At 62.1% G+C, this 17,861-nt stretch carries 18 protein-coding genes and 1 tRNA gene; 11 read left to right on the top strand and 8 right to left on the bottom strand.

All coding sequences use genetic code 11. From position 1 onward, the window contains the following. Positions 1-15: 15 nt before the first annotated feature. The 4 genes from U1707_RS14480 to U1707_RS14465 all read left to right on the top strand — a co-directional run bounded on the left by U1707_RS14480 (position 16) and on the right by U1707_RS14465 (position 3,046). On the top strand, positions 16-192 hold the full coding sequence (locus U1707_RS14480; protein ID WP_332800772.1) for a hypothetical protein: 177 nt from the start codon (positions 16-18) through the stop codon (positions 190-192). Beyond that, a complete protein-coding gene (locus U1707_RS14475) occupies positions 189-515 on the top strand; it encodes a hypothetical protein (RefSeq protein ID WP_332800771.1) in 327 nt (108 codons plus the stop codon). The genes U1707_RS14480 and U1707_RS14475 overlap by 4 nt, the downstream gene beginning before the upstream one ends. Positions 516-582: 67 nt before the next feature. Next, positions 583-1,767 carry an acyl-CoA dehydrogenase gene (locus tag U1707_RS14470; RefSeq protein WP_332800770.1) on the top strand — a complete coding sequence of 395 codons (1,185 nt, stop codon included), beginning with the start codon at positions 583-585 and terminating at the stop codon, positions 1,765-1,767. 136 nt (positions 1,768-1,903) lie between these two features. Then, a complete protein-coding gene (locus U1707_RS14465) occupies positions 1,904-3,046 on the top strand; it encodes a CaiB/BaiF CoA transferase family protein (RefSeq protein WP_332800848.1) in 1,143 nt (380 codons plus the stop codon). Between the two features lie 80 nt (positions 3,047-3,126). On the opposite strand, the gene U1707_RS14460 is transcribed toward U1707_RS14465, so the two are convergent. Further along, positions 3,127-4,422, bottom strand: coding sequence for a sugar MFS transporter (locus U1707_RS14460; protein WP_332800769.1), 1,296 nt, complete (start codon positions 4,420-4,422; stop codon positions 3,127-3,129). 133 nt (positions 4,423-4,555) lie between these two features. Here U1707_RS14460 and U1707_RS14455 point away from each other — a divergent pair, with 133 nt between their 5' ends. The 6 genes from U1707_RS14455 (at position 4,556) to U1707_RS14430 (ending at position 10,716) form a co-directional block, all read left to right on the top strand. Beyond that, entirely contained in the window at positions 4,556-5,101 is a 546-nt protein-coding gene (locus U1707_RS14455) for a (2Fe-2S)-binding protein (RefSeq protein WP_332800768.1), read from the top strand. 479 nt (positions 5,102-5,580) lie between these two features. Continuing rightward, the gene (locus U1707_RS14450; RefSeq protein ID WP_332800767.1) at positions 5,581-6,540 is read left to right on the top strand and encodes an RcnB family protein; all 960 of its coding nucleotides are present in this window, start codon (positions 5,581-5,583) and stop codon (positions 6,538-6,540) included. 101 nt (positions 6,541-6,641) lie between these two features. After that, entirely contained in the window at positions 6,642-7,325 is a 684-nt protein-coding gene (locus U1707_RS14445; RefSeq protein ID WP_443025704.1) for a prolyl hydroxylase family protein, read from the top strand. 70 nt (positions 7,326-7,395) lie between these two features. After that, entirely contained in the window at positions 7,396-9,159 is a 1,764-nt protein-coding gene (recJ, locus tag U1707_RS14440) for a single-stranded-DNA-specific exonuclease RecJ (protein ID WP_332800766.1), read from the top strand. 47 nt (positions 9,160-9,206) lie between these two features. After that, positions 9,207-9,281: transfer RNA gene (locus U1707_RS14435), tRNA-Glu, on the top strand. 166 nt (positions 9,282-9,447) lie between these two features. After that, the gene (locus U1707_RS14430) at positions 9,448-10,716 is read left to right on the top strand and encodes a DNA cytosine methyltransferase (protein WP_332800765.1); all 1,269 of its coding nucleotides are present in this window, start codon (positions 9,448-9,450) and stop codon (positions 10,714-10,716) included. Here U1707_RS14430 and U1707_RS14425 read toward each other — a convergent pair. The 5 genes from U1707_RS14425 to U1707_RS14405 all read right to left on the bottom strand — a co-directional run bounded on the left by U1707_RS14425 (position 10,645) and on the right by U1707_RS14405 (position 15,822). Then, positions 10,645-11,556, bottom strand: coding sequence for a response regulator (locus tag U1707_RS14425; protein WP_332800764.1), 912 nt, complete (start codon positions 11,554-11,556; stop codon positions 10,645-10,647). The genes U1707_RS14430 and U1707_RS14425 overlap by 72 nt on opposite strands. Then, positions 11,553-13,874, bottom strand: a complete 2,322-nt coding sequence (locus U1707_RS14420) for an ATP-binding protein (RefSeq protein ID WP_332800763.1) — start codon at positions 13,872-13,874, stop codon at positions 11,553-11,555. Before U1707_RS14420 ends, U1707_RS14425 begins: the two co-directional genes overlap by 4 nt. A gap of 102 nt (positions 13,875-13,976) precedes the next feature. Further along, on the bottom strand, positions 13,977-15,044 hold the full coding sequence (locus tag U1707_RS14415) for a tyrosine-type recombinase/integrase (RefSeq protein WP_332800762.1): 1,068 nt from the start codon (positions 15,042-15,044) through the stop codon (positions 13,977-13,979). After that, positions 15,041-15,286, bottom strand: coding sequence for a hypothetical protein (locus U1707_RS14410; protein WP_332800761.1), 246 nt, complete (start codon positions 15,284-15,286; stop codon positions 15,041-15,043). Before U1707_RS14410 ends, U1707_RS14415 begins: the two co-directional genes overlap by 4 nt. Continuing rightward, on the bottom strand, positions 15,283-15,822 hold the full coding sequence (locus U1707_RS14405; protein ID WP_332800760.1) for a hypothetical protein: 540 nt from the start codon (positions 15,820-15,822) through the stop codon (positions 15,283-15,285). The genes U1707_RS14410 and U1707_RS14405 overlap by 4 nt, the downstream gene beginning before the upstream one ends. Before the next feature lie 373 nt (positions 15,823-16,195). On the opposite strand from U1707_RS14405, the gene U1707_RS14400 reads away from it, so the two are divergent. Beyond that, positions 16,196-16,480, top strand: a complete 285-nt coding sequence (locus U1707_RS14400) for a hypothetical protein (RefSeq protein ID WP_332800759.1) — start codon at positions 16,196-16,198, stop codon at positions 16,478-16,480. 101 nt (positions 16,481-16,581) lie between these two features. Here the strand turns inward: U1707_RS14400 and U1707_RS14395 are convergent, their stop codons facing one another. Together U1707_RS14395 and U1707_RS14390 are read right to left on the bottom strand one after the other, a co-directional pair. After that, complete coding sequence (locus tag U1707_RS14395; RefSeq protein WP_332800758.1) at positions 16,582-16,953, bottom strand: hypothetical protein; 372 nt, start codon at positions 16,951-16,953, stop codon at positions 16,582-16,584. A 95-nt stretch (positions 16,954-17,048) separates the two neighbouring features. After that, positions 17,049-17,831: a helix-turn-helix domain-containing protein gene (locus U1707_RS14390; protein ID WP_332800757.1), complete on the bottom strand. Its 783-nt coding sequence runs from the start codon at positions 17,829-17,831 to the stop codon at positions 17,049-17,051. Positions 17,832-17,861 lie beyond the last annotated feature (30 nt).

The raw sequence follows: 17,861 nt of genomic DNA, 5'->3' as shown, positions 1-17,861 counted from the left end.
TCGGGAGGAGCGACGATGAGCGTGCTTATGAAGATCGATCGATATCTGCGGCGGACGGGGATGCCGATGTCGAAATTCGGCCGTCTCGCGGTCGGCGATCCGCGGCTGGTCCACGACCTGCGGCGCGGTCGCCAGCCGCGCGCGCCGATGGTGGCGAAGATCGAATCGTTCATCGCGGCGGACGGGGCATGAGGATGGACGCGATCCGCGGGCCCGATGCAGGCACGCTGCTGATCCGTGCGCTGCGCGGCCATGCGACCGCGGCGGGCGTCACGATGCATGTCGAGTCGATCGACTGCACCCCTTGGGCCAGCGCCACCTTCACCGGTGCGCAGCACCGGCTGACGATCGCCGCCGTTCCCGTACCCGGTCTTCGAGACTGGATCGACGGCTTGCCCGAGGCGAAGTTCGCGATGCGCGGGCATATCGTCGCCGACCTCGTGGTCGACCGCGTCGAGACGATCGGCGACCGGGAGCACGCGACGATCGCGGTGCTGACGCTGATCGACGCGTAAACGTCTCGACAGGGGTGGACTTTCGCCCGCCGACACACGAAGTCGGCGGTCAACGAAGGAGATGACGATGGCCGGGATGGGCAAGTTCGACTGGGCGGATCCGTTTCTGCTCGACGATCAATTGAGCGAAGACGAGCGGATGATCCGCGACAGCGCGAAGGCCTATGCCGACGACAAGCTGGCGCCGCGGATCATCGACGCGTTCCAGCACGAGCATACCGATCCCGCGATTTTCCGCGAGATGGGCGAGCTGGGCCTGCTCGGGCCGACCATCCCGGAGGAATATGGCGGCGTCGGCGCGTCCTATGTCGCGTACGGGCTGGTCGCGCGCGAGGTGGAGCGGATCGACTCAGGCTATCGTTCGATGATGTCGGTGCAGTCGAGCCTCGTGATGTACCCGATCAACGCGTTCGGGTCGGAGGCGCAGAAGCGGAAATACCTGCCCAAGCTCGCGACCGGTGAGTTCATCGGCTGTTTCGGGCTGACCGAACCGGATGCGGGCTCCGATCCGGGCGGGATGACGACGCGCGCGAAGAAGACCCCGAACGGCTATGTGATCTCCGGCGCGAAGACGTGGATCTCGAACTCGCCGATCGCCGACGTATTTGTGATCTGGGCGAAGTCCGACGAGCATGACGGCGCCATCCGCGGCTTCATTCTGGAGCGCGGGATGAAGGGGTTGGAGACACCGAAGATCGAGGGCAAGCTGTCGTTGCGCGCCTCGATCACCGGCCTGATCATGATGGACGAGGTCGAGGTCGGCGACGACGCGCTGCTGCCCGACGTGCAGGGGCTGAAGGGGCCGTTCGGGTGCCTCAATCGCGCGCGCTACGGGATCTCATGGGGCGCGCTGGGTGCAGCGGAATTCTGTTTCCATGCGGCGCGGCAATATGGCCTCGATCGCAACCAGTTCGGGACGCCGCTGGCTGGGCGGCAGCTGTACCAGAAGAAGCTGGCGGACATGGAGACCGAGATCGCGCTGGGGCTGCAGGCGAGCTTGCGCGTCGGGCGGCTGATGGACGAGGGCCGGTTCGCGCCGGAGATGGTCTCGATCGTGAAGCGCAACAATGTCGGCAAGGCGCTCGATATCGCGCGGATGTCTCGCGACATGCACGGTGGCAACGGGATTTCGGGGGAGTATCAGGTGATGCGCCACATGATGAACCTGGAGACGGTGAACACGTATGAGGGTGCGCATGATGTGCATGCGTTGATTCTGGGGCGCGCGATCACGGGTATCGCTGCGTTTTGAAGGCTGCGCGCCGATCGTTGCACCACCCCGGCGAAGGCCGGGGCCCAAGTGGGGGACGCGTATTGGCTGAGGCGGCGCTTCGTCACTCTAACCTTTCCAATTGGGCCCCGGCCTTCGCCGGGGTGGTGCTGTGATCGTGGGGGGCAAACCTTCCCCCCTCACCGGCCTGAAGGTCGTCGAACTTGCGCGGATCCTCGCCGGGCCTTGGGCGGGACAAGTGCTGGCCGATCTTGGCGCCGATGTCGTCAAGGTCGAGAGTCCCGCGGGCGACGACACGCGCACCTGGGGACCGCCGTTCATCGACAACCCTGACGGCACGCGCGATGCTGCGTATTTCCACGCCGCCAACCGGGGCAAGCGGTCAGTCGTCGTCGACTTCACCACGCCCGAAGGACAGGCGACCGTCCGCGACCTGATTGCCGATGCGGACGTCGTGATCGAGAATTTCAAGGTCGGCGGGCTCGCGAAATACGGGCTCAACTATGCGACGCTGTCCGCGATCAACCCACGGCTGGTCTATTGCTCGATCACCGGGTTCGGGCAGGACGGACCCTATGCGCCGCGTGCGGGCTACGACTTTATCGTCCAGGGCATGAGCGGGATCATGGACCTGACCGGCGAACCGGACGGCGCGCCGCAGAAAATCGGCGTCGCGTTCGCCGATATCATGACCGGGCTGTATTCCGTGATCGCGATCCAGGCGGCGTTGGCGATGCGCGAGCACACGGGCAAGGGTCAGCAGATCGACATGGCGCTGCTCGATACGATGACCGGGGTGCTGGCGAACCAGGCGATGAACTGGTTCGCGAGCGGCGTGTCGCCGACGCGGGTCGGGAACGCGCATATGAACGTGTGCCCCTATGCGGTGTTTCCGTGTGCCGATGGGTGGTTCATCCTGGCGGTCGGGAATGACGGGCAGTTCCGGCGGTTCTGCGACGCGATGGCATTGCCCGAGATGCGCGACGATCCCCGGTTCGCGACCAATGCCGGGCGGCTGGCGTTCAAGGATGTGCTGTTCGCGGGGGTCGAGGCGGCGACGTCGCTGGTGCCCAAGCTCGAACTGCTTGCGCGGCTGGAGGCGGTGGGCGTGCCGGCCGGACCGATCAACACGGTGGCGCAGGCGTTCGACGATCCGCAGGTTGTTGCGCGGGGGATGGCGATCGAGGTGGCGCGACCGGATGGGTCGATGGTGCCCGGGCTGCGCACGCCGATCCGGTTTTCCGATGCCGATCTCGCGACCGGGCGGGCGGCGCCGATGCTGCCCCGTCCGTCATCCTGACGAAAGTCAGGATCCAGAGCCACTTGCGTTGACATTCGTGGCTCTGGATCCTGGGTCGAGCCCAGGATGACGGATGGGGCTTAGGCTGGGACCTCCGCCACCGGCTTCCGGGCGTACAGGCCGTATGCGAGGATCAGCGCGTAGCAGATCGCCGGGAGCAGCAGCGCGAAGTGCAGGCTGCCCGACTTGTCCGCCAGCATCCCCGTCAGATACGGGATGATCGCGCCGCCGACGATCGCCGTGGCGATCACGCCCGAGCCTTCCGCCGCACGCTTGCCGAGACCTTCCGAGGCCAACGAGAAGATCGTCGGGAACATCACCGCGTTCATTAGGCCAATCGCCAGCAACGCCCAGCCCGACACTGCGCCCTCGGTATTCGCCGAGATCAGGATCAGCGCAAGAGTACCCGCCGCGACGCCCGCGAGGACCTTGCCCGGCGACACCTTGTTCAGCACGTACGCGCCGATGAAACGCCCGATCAACGCGCCGCCCCAATAGAACGGTACGTGCTGGCCCGCCGCGACGTCGCTCAGGCCCATCACGCTCGGCTGCATCAGGTAATTGACGATCAGCGAGCCGACCGCGACTTCGGCGCCAACGTAAAGGAAGATGCAGGCCGTCCCCATCGCGAAGCGCGGGCGCTTCAGCAACGTGAACGCGTGGAAGATGCTGCCGGTCTGGTCCTGCTCCTCGTTGAGCCGGTTGCGACGGGTCCAGACGACCGCGGCGACGATCAGCAGCGCGATCGCGAGGCCGATATAGGTGTGCACGACGGTCCGCGACGACTCGGTGCGGTACGCGTCGAGCGCGGCGCCGGTGAGCGTCGAGGAATCGACCGTCGCCAGCCCGCCGAGGATCAGCGCGGAGCCGACATACGGGAAGATGGTGGTGCCGAGCGAGTTGAACGCCTGCGCGAAGGTCAGCCGGCTCGAGGCGGACTTGGGATGGCCGAGCGCCGAGATCAGCGGGTTGGCGACGACCTGGACCACGGTGATGCCGGCGCCGAGCACGAACAGCGCGAACAGGAACATGCCGAAGCTCGCCTGGCCTGCGGCGGGGATGAACAACAGGCAGCCTGCGGTCATCGTGACGAGGCCGATCGACGCGGTCCGCATGTAGCCGGCCTTGCGCACGATCGCCGCGGCGGGGATCGAGAACAGCGCATAGGCGAGGAAGAACGCCGACTGGACCAGCATCGCGGTCGCGTGGTCGAGCGTGAAGAGCTCCTTCATCTTGGGGATGATGATGTCGTTCAGCGAGGTGATGCCGCCGAAGATGAAGAACAGCGCGAACACGAACACGCGCAGGTCGGGCGCATCGTAGCCGTGGCTGGCATCGCCGCCTGCCGCTGTTGTGGATTTGGTATCGACGTGCATCGTGTTTGCGCCCTCTCGCGGTATTTCCGCGCGACATAAGCCGGGGCCCCGCTGCGTGGCAATGCTGCGTGACAATGCCGCGGGAAGCAATGCCGCGTGGTGCGAGCCCGTTCGGCGGGCTAGGACGGCGGCCATGAGCCGCTTCACCGTCAACACCGCGCCGATCGAATACAAGCTCGACCCCGATACGCCGTTGCTGTGGGCGCTGCGCGATGCGTCGAACCTGACGGGTACCAAATATGGCTGCGGCACGGGGCATTGCGGCGCGTGCACGGTGGATATCGACGGGCGCGCGGTGCGCAGTTGCCGCGTGCCGATCGGATCGATCGAGGGCGCGTACGTGACCACGATCGAAGGGCTGTCGCGCGAGCGCAACCATCCGGTGCAGTTGGCCTTCATTGCCGCAGCGGTGCCGCAATGCGGGTTCTGCATCCCCGGCATGATCATGGCGGCGGCGGCTTTGCTGAAGCGCAATGCGGACCCGAGCGAGGCGCTAATCCGCGAGCAGATCACGAACCTGTGCCGGTGCGGGGTGTATCCGCGCGTGGTCGAAGCAATCCAGCGCGCGGGTCGCGCGACGCGCGGGGAAGAGGTTATTCCGGCGGGGCCGCGGCCTGGGATCGATCCGGCGGACTCGGCGCGGCTGGTTCCTGCGCTGGTGCCGCCGCCGGCGCGGTAGGCGTTTGTTCGAACCGAAAAGCTGTTCTTCCGCCACCTTGTTCTCCCGCGAAGGCGGGAGTCCAGTCTGGGCTCCCGCCTTCGCGGGAGAACATGGAGTGGCGGAGACGGGCGTGACGGCGAACCCGTTGAGACTGGCATGGCCATTACGCCCGCCATCACCCCCCTTCTTCACCTCCCCGGCGGAGGCCGGGGCCCAGTTGGAACGTCCAGAGTGATGCATCGCGGCACTCAGTTACCGACCGTCCCCAACTGGGCCCCGGCCTTCGCCGGGGTGGCGGTTATTTTCGGCGGGGTGGCGGTTATTGGTGAGGTTAGTCTTCATGCGTCGGGCACGATAACTGGTCGGCAGGACCGATCACCCCCCGCTAAACCTGTCTAATCGCTGACGAACGCATTCAGCCTGCCCACACGCCGCACGGCCTAGACACGACCCATCACAGGAGCCGGCTCGTGCGCCGGCAGTCGAGGACGACGGCGATGACGGGCAGGTTTCTGAAACTCTTGATGGCGGCGTCGGCGTTGATACCGGCGACGACGATGGCGACGGCCGCGACCGCACAGCAGGTCGACCAGAACCGCGGTGACCGCGGTGACCGCGGCAACGACGGACCGCGCCAGGATCGTGGCCAGCGCCCTGATCGCGGCGATCGTGGTCCGCGCGATGGACAGGCCTTCCAGCAACAGCGCCCGGACCGCCCGGCAACGCCGGACCAAGTCCAGCGCCCGCAGCGCGCCGACCTTGGCACGCAGGCGCAGGTCCGTGGCGATCGCGCCGATGGTCGGGCACGTCCTGACTGGAACGTACAGCGTGGCAATGGTCAGGGCTGGAACGGACAGCCGCGTCCGGACCAGCAAGCCGGGCAGATTCGCCCCGACTGGAATCATGGCCAGGGTCGTCTCGGCTTCGATCGCGGCAACCCGCAGGCCGATCGCAGTCAATTCGATCGAGGTCAGTTCGATCGCAACGGGCGCGGCAACGACGGTCGCGGCGATTGGCGCAACGACGGGCGGAACGACTGGCGCGGCGACCGCAACGGTGGCTACCGTCAGCCCAACCGAGCCTATGGCAACGTCCAGGGTTATGACCGCGGCGGTTACAACCAGGGTCGCTTCAATCAGGGCGGCGCGTGGAACCGGGGCTGGCGCAACGACAACCGCTATGCCTGGAGCAACTATCGTGCGTCGAACCGCGGCGCCTACCGCCTGCCGCGCTATTATGCGCCGAGCGGCTGGGGGTCGGGCTATCGTCGCTTCAACGTCGGCTTCTCGCTGAACCGGATCCTCTACAACCAGAATTACTGGATCCAGGACCCGTACACCTATCGCCTGCCCGACGCGTACGGTCCGTATCGCTGGGTGCGCTATTACAACGACGCGTTGCTGGTCGATCTCGACAGCGGCCGCGTGGTCGACACGGTGTACGACATCTTCTGGTAAGCTCCGGCTTGCCGGCACGAGGTAACAGGGGAGAGCCCCGCGGTGATTTTGGTCGCCGCGGGGCTCTTGCGTTTCGGCACCAGTTCGCCAAATCCTCGCGCGTGGGTATCTTTTCAAAAGCCAAGAAGCTCGATCCGGCCATGGCGCTCCGCCAGGTGGCCGGATCGCAGGTCGCCGCGCGCCTGGACGCCAATCCCGCGGTGCAGCGCATCGCGATGGACACGGTGCAATTCTATTACCAGCCCGACTTCCTCGATTCCGCAACCTGCAAGCGGCTGATCGCGATGATCGATTCGAAGCGGCGGCCGTCGACGCTGCTGTCGGATCGACCAAACAGCAATTTCCGGACGAGCGAGAGCTGCGACATGGATCGCTGGTCCCCCGACGTGCAGCCGAACGACGAGGCGATCGCGACGCTGCTCGGGATCGACCTGCTCCACGGCGAGACGATGCAGGGCCAGCGCTACGCCCCCGGCCAGCAATTCCGCGCGCACCATGATTATTTCCACGAGTCCGAGAGCTATTGGGCGAAGATGCAGGAGCAGGGCGGCCAGCGCACCTGGACCGCGATGGTGTTCCTCAACGACGTGCCCGAGGGCGGCGCGACGTGGTTTCCGCAGGCGGGGATCAAGATCGCCCCGAAGCGCGGCATGCTGCTGGCGTGGAACAACATGAACCCGGACGGGACTCCCAACGGGCTGACCTTGCACGAGGGCATGCCGGTGATGGAGGGCGTGAAGTATATCGTGACGAAGTGGTTTCGCGAGCGACCCTGGATCAAGTGAGGGACGCGGCGGGCCTGGGGGGACAAGCCTCGCCGCTCGACAATCCCCCCGCAGCCACTACGTCCGGGCCATGACAGTTCTCGGCGTAACCTCTTCGATCCTCGGCCAGCCCTGGCGCTGGCGTGCCCTCGCCGCGGACGGTCGGGACGGCTTTGGCGTCAGCGGTTCGGGCGACGACCTCGTCACCCAGCTCCTCCTCGCGCGCGGCTGCCCGCGCGATGCGCTCGACGCGCACCGCACGCCGTCGATCCGCGCGTTCATGCCTGATCCGTCGATCTTCCGCGACATGGACCGCGCCGCCGAGCGCCTCGCCGACGCGGTGCAGGCGCAGGAACAGGTCGCGATCTTCGGCGATTACGACGTCGATGGCGCTACCTCCGCCGCGCTGATGGTGCTGGTGCTGCGCGATCTCGGCATCGAAGCGCGACCGTACATCCCCGACCGCCTGCTCGAAGGGTACGGCCCGTCCGGCGAAGCGCTTGTCCGCCTCGCGGGCGAAGGCGCCTCGCTGATCGTCACGGTCGACTGCGGGGCGCAGGCGTTCGACGCGCTCGACGCCGCGCGCGACGCGAAGGTCGACGTGATCGTCATCGACCACCACAAATGCTCGACCGCGCTGCCGCATGCGCTGGCGCTGGTAAACCCCAACCGCCTGGACGAGACCGAGGGCGCCGCGCATGGCCACCTCGCCGCGGTCGGCATGTGCTTCCTTGCCGCCGCCGCGCTCGTCCGAACCTTGCGCACCCGCGGCTTCTTCAAGGACTGCGCCGAGCCGAAACTGATCGACCTGCTCGACATCGTCGCGCTCGGCACCGTCGCCGACGTGGCGCAGCTCCGCGGCCTCAACCGCGCGTTCGTATCGCAGGGCCTGAAGGTGATGGGCGCGCGCAAGAACATCGGCGTCGCGGCGTTGATCGAGGCGTCGCGCCTGACCCGCAACCCGACGTGCACCGACCTGGGCTTCGCGCTGGGCCCGCGGATCAACGCCGGCGGCCGCGTCGGTCGCGCCGATCTCGGCGTCCGCCTGCTCACCACTCGGGACCCCGACGAAGCCCGCGAGATCGCCACCGAACTCGACCGCCTCAACGAGGAACGCCGCGCGATCGAAACGACGGTGCAGGAGGCCGCCGACCTGCTCTCGAGCCGCGACCGCGCGGTCGCCGTCGTCTCGGGCCAGAACTGGCACCCCGGCGTGATCGGCATCGTCGCCGGCCGCCTGAAGGAAAAGCTCGGCCGCCCCGCGATCGTCATCGCGATCGACGAGAACGGTATCGGCAAGGGCTCGGGCCGCTCGATCCCCGGCGTGGACCTCGGCGCGGCGGTGATGGCCGCCCGCGAACACGGCCTGCTCGTGGCAGGCGGCGGCCATGCGATGGCGGCCGGCCTGACGATCGCCGAAGCCGCGATTCCCGCCTTTACCGACTTCCTCGAAGAGCGCTTGGCCGCCGCGGTCGAACGCGCGAACGGCGACCGCGCGCTCCTGCTCGATGCGGTGCTGGCGGCGGGCGGCGTCAACCCCGGCTTGGTCGAATCCATGGAGGCCGGCGGCCCCTACGGAATGGGCTGGCCCGCACCGCGCGTCGCGATGGGCCCGGTCCGCGTGATCAAGGCGGACATCGTCGGCAACGGCCATGTCCGCACGATCGTCGCCGGCGACGACGGTCGCAGCATCAAGGCGATGGCCTTCCGCGCCGCCGAGAGCGCGCTTGGCCAGGCGTTGCTCGGCGCCGCCCCCCACCGCAAACTCTGGCTCGCCGGCCGCGCGAAGATCGACGACTGGTCTTCGCGCCCATCCGCGGAATTACACGTCGAGGACGCGGCCTGGGCGGATTGAGGGGTTGACGCCGTAGCGGCTTCCCCTTAGGCGCCTCCAACCACGCAGGCCCCTTCGTCTAGCGGTTAGGACGCGGCCCTTTCACGGCTGAAGCACGGGTTCGATTCCCGTAGGGGTCACCAACCGCAGAAAACTGCGGTTTGGTGGATGAGTGCTTGAACGTTTTGCCCCCGATAAAATACTCGGTTTGCCCCCCACTCCTGACATACGATGGCGTAACCGATTCCTTATGGTTCTGGTTTAGTAAATTGTCCTGGTCGAGAGGGATCAGTGCGCTATAGGGCAGAAATGCAGAAACCAGCCTTCGTCGATCTGTTTGCAGGGTGTGGCGGCATGTCCTTGGGCATGCAGAAAGCCGGCTGGGAGCTTCGCCTCGCGGTCGAGACACATGCAGATGCATTTTCCACCCTGCGCCACAATTTAATCGATCGAGTAGGCTCGGCCGCCGCTTGGCCGCCTTCTATACCGTGCGCAGCGCATGACATACGCTCTCTTTTAACAAATTACGCCGAACAGCTACGAGATCTTTCGGACAATATCGATCTCGTAGTGGGCGGCCCGCCATGCCAAGGCTTTTCCACGAACGGCAAACGTCAGCCCGACGACCCAAGAAATAGCTTAGTAACGAGCTACATTGCCGCGATCAGCATTTTGAGGCCGAAATTACTATTGATCGAGAATGTCCGTGGCTTCACATCAATGTCCCACAAGGACGGCGGAACATACGCAACGTATGTTACCACTCAATTAGAATCCATCGGATATGATGTTTGGAGTGACGTCGTAACCGCAGCCGAATGGGGCATCCCGCAACGGCGCCCTCGATTCCTGCTTATTGCCGCACGACGAGGATCGCTCGGTACCGCCTCCCCTTTCACGCGACTGAGAACCGCGCGTCGACGATTCCTAATGGAACGCGGCTTGACCGGCGCGGCCACTTCGGCCCGCGAAGCCCTCGGCGATTTAGAAACGGTGCATGACGAGTTAGTGGCGGACACGGAATGCTCAAGAGGTAAATTTGAGCGGATTAACCACCGATACCCCGACAGCCCATCAGCCTACCAACGATTAATGCAGGATGGATATACCGGGGTTCCACAAGACTTGCGCCTTCCACGTCACACCGAAAAAGTTCGCAGCCGCTTCAGCGAGATTCTTGAAACGTGCCCTAAAGGAAGATCGGTTTCCATGTCCGACCGCCTCAGGTTGGGCATGAAGAAGCGTGCCACTACTCCGATGTCGCCAGATCTACCCTCGCCGACCGTCACGACGTTGCCGGACGATATTCTTCACTACTCAGAAGCGAGGATTCTAACGGTTCGCGAGCTCGCGCGACTGCAATCGTTTCCCGACTGGTTCGCATTTAGGGGACCGTACACCAGCGGCGGGGCTGCTCGAAGAGAAGCATGCCCCCGATACACGCAGGTCGGCAACGCAGTCCCCCCTCTCCTTGCGGAAGCGTTAGGCGAGATACTGCTTGGACTGCTAGCCGCGCACGCCGAGAATGGGGCCGATCTCTCGGATTGTCTCCAAATGGGTAGCAAGATTAACGCGTAACTCGGCGAAGTTAGCTTTTGTAATGGGCGGGTTGGCTGCTGAATGAACAGTCCAGCCCTTTTCGTCCCGTCTCTCCGTCGCGTGAGCCAGACGATTACGCGGGTCTAGCACCTCGTCGTTATAATTAGCGATGCGCGCGAGCTGCCCGGCGCAATCCTTGTTATTACCCAAAAAAGATCTGACGAGGGTCCAAAGATGAAAGCTGGTGACCGCGCGGCTTTCCAGCTTCTGATGAAAATTAGTTTTCTTATCATACTGCTTCCGCGCCGCATCCAGGCCATTCTCGACGACTTCATCGAGCTTGCTTTCCATATGCTTCTGCCAGTCCGGTTTCGCCGTCTCGAAAAGGTGCCTGATGATACTGGAAAACTCATCGTCGCACTTGCCAACTACTCCCATAGACAATCCTCTCATCGCCTCAAGACGGGAAAGCCGTTTGACGACCTCGTCTATATGCAATGCCAGCTTCTCGGTTAAATCTGGCCGGTTAAAGCAATAGACGCCGTCAATACCTTTCTTGCAGACAAGGTCACGCAAATCGCCGGGGCGCTTGCCACTATAAAATATTATATCTGTGAACCCGAAGTGTCGCCTCACATGTTCAGCAACCCAATCTCCCTGACGAACATCGTCACCGAGATCATAATCAACGACTACCAGATCAAAGTCGTCAAAGGCCTCCTGTTGCCGCCCGAGAGCTTCCACATTTGACCCATCGATTTCCATATGCACATGGGGTATGAATCCTACCGACTGCAGATACTCCTCAATGTCGTCAATCTGTGTCCGAACATCTTTAGGTTGATTCTCAAACCAGAGGATCTTAAAATCCAACCTCATTTGGACTTACCTTCTTTGGGCAGCCGAATAATAAATGAAGCAGCTCCGGGGTGGCGATCGGGATCCAATCCGATCCCTCCCCCTAACTCCTCCAATACTTGTTTAACATGGTAAAGGCCTAGGCCTGACCCACGCGGGGAGCCGCTATAGCCAACTTCGAATATCTTTGAGATATCAACCCTCGCCTCATCTATCCCTCGACCATTATCGGTCACTACTATCTCGACAGCGCCGCCAGTGGTGCCCTTTCTTGCCACGAAATCCATCTCATACGCATCAGCTTTTCCAGCATTGCTGAAGAGGTTATCAATAACGATTGCAATATCTATGGGGCTAAACCGCGTTTTAAGAGACAATCCTGCCGTGTCAAAATTCGCTCGCCTTATATCCCCATACAATGCGGCAACCTTAGTAACGTACTCCGACATATATTGAATGAGATCGGCATCCACTTTATCTGCTTGTAGTTTGAAGTTGGCCTGTGTCGCCACACGCGCAACTGCCAATATTCGACTGTTCTGCCAGCTTATTTGCTCTAGATCTTGCCGGATAGACTCTATCGGTGGTTTTACTTCCTGAGCCCGACGAAGACTGCGACGGACTAGAGCCTGCACCTCGCTTGCGTAGATGATTACCTGATGATGCAGAAGGGTGAGCTCATCGTCCTCCCGTTCCTGAGCGTGACGAAGCAGCTGAACCTGCTTCTCAACGCGCTCGAGATGGCTTTTCGAAACCTCAGCCTTGAACTCAGCAGCCCTAACCCGGTCTTCGGCCTCGCGTCGCGCTGCTATCTCACGGTCCGCACGAGCCTTGGCCTCGATGGTCGCCTGCTTTTGCTCTTCATAGCGCTGGCGCGAACGTTCTACGCGACGAAGTAATTCCTCATTGCCGGACTCTTGGGCAACTAAGACCAAACCCGCCATTGACTCTTCAAAATCAGACGACCGCTCGTTTACAACGTCGATTAGCTCCTGATCATAGTCGAGCAGCCTAATCGTCTTAGAGCCGGCCATTGCCTGAACGATACGAATGATCCTAGCACGTGCCGTGTCTGATCGAAGGCCGCTGGAGTCTTCAAGTTGCTGATCAAGCGCATCAGCCCAGTTTACTGTCACGACATAACGTTCAAGCCTTTGGACGAGGTGTCGCATGACAAATGTGTTTAACGCTATAGCGGCTCTGGTCTCGATGAGGCCGGCGTCCCGACTCGAAGCTTCGACGTAATCCTCTGGTCGGCCGCTGACGTCGATCTTGCCAAGCACATCTCGCTGACCAAGATACCTATTTGTACCCTGCTGCTTTCTACGGCCAATACCAAATGTGTCGTCGGTAGGCTCGCCTACGGGAAATATCCTAAAACCATTAACAAAGAGAAATATGCTGCCGAATGATACCGGCTGCACCCCCATTCTCGTAGTAAAGGTCTGCTTTGCGCTGCGGTTAAGAAAAAATAGAGAGGCTGACAATCGAGTATTGGCTAGGTCGATAAATTCCTTCGATAGCCGTTCCTCAATCTTATAAATAAGCACCCCACGGTCACTGAGCGAGCTAGTGATGATGTCATCTTTGAGAGAAACTTCTAGCTTCGCGGTTTTTTCATTCAGCAAATCTATAATGTCGTTACCGACTGGCCCATTCAGCGCTGGGTCGTTTAATTCGACCACTTTCGTTGATATTGTGGCCCCTTCTGCAGGCTGAAAAGGATCAATCAGCTTCGCCAAATAAGACCGTAGGGAAGAGATTTTTTGCGCATCCCAAGGCGAGCGAAGTCCCGTGATTCGCAGCATCGTACCATTGACGCGAGGCGCTTTAATTTTAATTGGCTGGGGAAAGAAGTCCACCTCCTCCACCATGACATCAATAGCTTCAAATTGTGCACGCGCATCGTTCTCAAAATCAAGCCAATCAACCGAAAGATGCGTGATCTTTTTACTTATTATGCTTCTGGAATACATTTCGAGTCCGGAACCCAGGCGATCGCAGGAGAAGCGACCAATTCCTTTGTTTCCGGCATAGCCACGCCGAATCGATATTTCGTCCCTGTAATCCCTCGGTAACTTATCGTCTTCTTCGCCAAGCTTTTTTGCTGAATATGCTACGAATAGCCACTTATCCAACATTTCATCTTCGGACATACCCTTGCCATCGTCGACGATCGTTATCATGTTTTCATCGAACTCGATTTGAACATGTTCGGCGTGCGCATCAAATGCGTTCTTTACGAGTTCGAAAATCGCTACTGCGTCATTAGTGATCAAGTCTCGCCCAATGATATCCTTGAGGGCGGAGCTGACTTTAAAATTTTGTGTGGTTGCCATAGGGCCGATACTAGCGGCGCCAACAGCCAAGTCGAGACGCCGTACAGAAAAACGGAGCCGGCGCTCTAACGCGTAGTCAGATGCTGAATTTCAGCTTGTTGCCTACGAACTGACCTGAGTACGGGTGATGATCTTGCCGGTCGTCATACGGCTGGCGGCTCCCCGCGCAACCATCAGCGCTCGTGCTCGCTTGCTGTAGTGACGCACCATCTCAGGCGACATGCCGAGGATCTCCCCAATCTCGCTGTCGTTGATGCCGCACTCGACCAGGTAGCAGCACGCGTTCTTGCGCAGGCCGTGGAACGTGAAGCTGGCATCTTCGAGGATCATCTCGCGCGCAATTAGATCCGCGATCACCTCCTGCACTGCCGGCTCCGACATCAGCTTTCGCAGCCGCTCCTGAATGGCGGCCGTCGTCTTGAACGGCGCTCCCGAGCGCTCGTAGAGCAAGGTCACAGAGCGGCGCGGCAGCTTGGCAAGCTCCTCCAGCCAGAAGGGGTGCATCGGCACGGCAACGTCCTTCGTCACGCCGCCCTTGCGTTTCTTCACCTGAGTAAATTCCATGATGCCGGCGGTGATCCAGCCGTACTGCATCCTGACGCAGTCGCTCACGCGCTGCCCGGAACATAGCCCGGTGACGATCGCGAGGCGCGTCATGGGCGTGGCCTCGGCGAGGCACACCGCCAACAGGTCGGCCGGCCACGGCTCGTGCTCGCCGATCGCGAGGATCGGGATCTTGTCGCATGGATTATCGTCGCGCAGCCCCAGCTTGATCGCGTGGCGCATCAGCGAACCGAACGCGCTCAGCCATACGTTCGCCTTGCCGGGAGTGTCGGCATAGGCGTCACGCATCTTGAACAGGCTGACCGGCCGGACGCCTGCAACGGTCCGGTGGCCGTGCACGGTGGCGATCAGCTGAAGATAGCGGCCTTGGTTCTCGCGCGTCTTTAGGCCCTTCGCCTTCCACTCCGGACTGGCACGATAATCGGCGACCAGCCATCCGAGCGTACCACGCGCAGGGCCTACGACGACTGCTTCGGGCTTCGACAGCCGGGCATACTCTTCGGCGAAGTCGGGACTATCGACGGCCGGCAGGCGGATGTACGTGTCCTTCCCGGCGATCTTGCGCCGGAAGTACAGCAGCCCTTTGCGTTCGGTGACGTTCTTCACCGCAAGTCGTCCCACGAGGTATCTCCGCCAGCGTTGCCGGCAGGCTGGGGGATCGCAAACTGCTTGGCAATGATCCTGTCCAGCTGCACGCGCGCCCACAGGACGTTCGCGCCCTCTTTCACGCCGATCGCGCCGAAGCGCGTGGCGAAGGTCGACTTTGATATGCCCATATAGATCGAAGCGACGTCGGCCGTCATGCGAGCCGGCCAGTCGGGCAGCTTTTCGAGGCGCGCCAGATTCATGCGGCTGCCTTCTCGTGCGGAAAGTATCCCATCTTTCGAAGCTCGATGTTCGCGAAGGTGATCGCGCGGCGGTTGCAGTACGGCGCGCGCTGCTGCCACCAGAGCATGGCCTCCAGAGCGGACGCGTAACTCTCCCAGTGGAGATACGGCAGGACGCGGGCCGTCGTCGTGTCATGCATGTCGACGAGCGCCCATAGCTCCGCCATCGATCGGACAAAGAACCGCTCGCCGTATTCGCTGACGATCGCCTGCCGCGCATGATCGCGCCGCTTCGTCGCGCCGGCCAGCACCGTCGTCAGGTCCGCGATCTTCTCCCCGTCGGTCGCACCCTTAATTGGTGGTAGCTCGATGCGCGCATAGTGCGACCAGTCGACGGCGATCGCCGTCGAGATCCGCAGACGCGTGGCGGCGTCCTCGGCGGATAGCTTGCCGGCTGCGACCAAGGAGGGATCGCCCTCCGCGCGGTTCTTCCGAACGTCCTCGGCGACGATCGCCATCTCGACGTCGGCGTAGAGGAAGCGGGGGCGTTCGGTCATTGCATCCGTCCGAGCCCCGGTCCGTAACCCCACGCCTGACGGGGCTCGTCTAAATCGGTCGCAAGGTCGACACGGGTTGCGAGGTAGTCGACCAAGGCGCGGCCGCAGGCAGGATGGAAACTCATCACCATCTGGGTCGTCCGGACGCTGCTATCCGGCGTCTCGTGAAGGCGCATGCGCGGTGTGCCTGGTGTCAGGCGGGCGTTGCACCATCCGCAGGTTATAGGCCCGCGGTTCATGCCGCCACCGTTTGACGGAGCGGGTAAACAGATCGGATCCCCGAAGCAGGCCTACTATTGTTGTCAGCCGAGGCCGCCGCTAGTTCGAGACACGCGTGCAGACGTTTTCCAGCGTTCAATGAAGGGCGGCATCTATGAAGTTCAATCGTGAAGGCGCAAGTTACATCACTCGATACCCGATGGCCGGTGCATGGCGGGTATCGATCCCCTGGTCTGTTGCGATCGACGCCCTCTACCGTGAGACCCGTCGGATGGAGTCCGGCGAAGCTGAGTTGAAGACGTGGATGTCCGAGCACGAAACGGACTTCACGGGGATCGTATTCGCGCGCGTTGGTATTGGCGGCAGGCCGTCGTGGGATGATCCGCGGATAACGTACGAACAGATCGAGGCCGCTGAACCCGACGATGACGACGAATGACGCCGTACCGTCAGCCCGGTTGACGGCACGACCAAGCGCTCGCTCGATGCCGGTCGACGCGCTGGCATCACCAGCGAAGTTGTCGATGATCAGCGGCGCCATCAGATGACGCCCTTCCACCATGCGCTGAACAACCCTGCGAGAACCATGATCAAGATCATCGCCGGGGTGAGCACGAACAAAACGTTGAACCGTCGGTCGTCGGCAGTTTGGTCGGGATGCGCGCGCAGCGGCAGATCCTCGCGCGCCATATCGATGCCGCGCCACCGCTCGACGCGCTTGGACAGGTCGAACGACGCGGGACGCTCCGCCATCAGGACGGTGCCGAAGTCACCGAACTGTCGCGCGCCGACGTGGGAACGAAGCGTCCGGGGCGTGCCGGCGAACGCTGGGGCTGAATTATTGAGGGCGGAAAGGAAGGTTTCGAACGAGCATGCCGGCTCGGTCGGACGGGGCTTGGTGTCGGCGCGCATTCGCAACTCCCATCGGGCGGCATGCCCTGATGCGAGTAAAACACCATAATGGTGTCACCGAGTCAACACCATTATGGTGCTGGCTCGGTAGCGGTTTATCCGAGGAGATCGCCCAACGTCATGACGCGGTCTACGCGGACGATGTCTGCTGTCTCGATTTTGAATATCAGCGCTGGCGAGAACTGTTGCAACTCGATCCATGTGCCACTTCGGCGAACAAGCCGCTTGACCAGCACGGCGCGCGACCGGAGACCATCATCTTCGTTGTGATCGTCGGGACGCAGATAAACGACGACATCATCGCCGATTCGAGGTGGCCTCTTGGTCTCGGCGACAATGGTCGCGCCTTCGCAGAATACAGGATCCATCGAAGATCCCTGCACGTACAGACCGTAGACGTCGCCACGCCCATTGAGCATCGTCGGACGCTTCAGGTAGCCAACCGTATCGCCGCTATTCAGCATCGTTTGCTCGACGGCGTCTCCATCGAACAACCGCTCGGTCCCGATCGCCGTCCCGTAGATAGGCAAGTTCTCTGCCATCCTCTGGTTCGAGGCGCCCTCGTACTTGAAGGGTGTGGCGTTGGGTGCGCCGGCTACGACGGCGGTTAAATCCGCATCCGCCACCAGTGTTGCAACGTCTGTCTCAAGAGCTGCTGCAGCTCGCTGTAGCCAATCCATCGTCAATCGACGCTGGCCCTTCTCCAGGCGCTCCAACTGCTGTGGGGTGGTCGCCATTCGACGCGCAAGTTCGGGGCGGCTCCAGCCCCGCTGTCCGCGCAATTCAGCTATTCTTTCGCCTGCTTCCATAGCCGGAGACGTGCACCAAATTGGTGGCGCGATACCACCCGCCAAAATGGTGTTGACATCAAACCTCATGCGACACCATTATGGTGTTGCAACCGGAGT

Origin of the sequence: Sphingomonas sandaracina (assembly GCF_036663695.1) — a bacterium.
Classification (GTDB): domain Bacteria; phylum Pseudomonadota; class Alphaproteobacteria; order Sphingomonadales; family Sphingomonadaceae; genus Sphingomonas.
The sequence above is the reverse complement of the archived record's forward strand: the minus strand, read 5'-3'. Positions and strand labels throughout refer to the sequence as shown.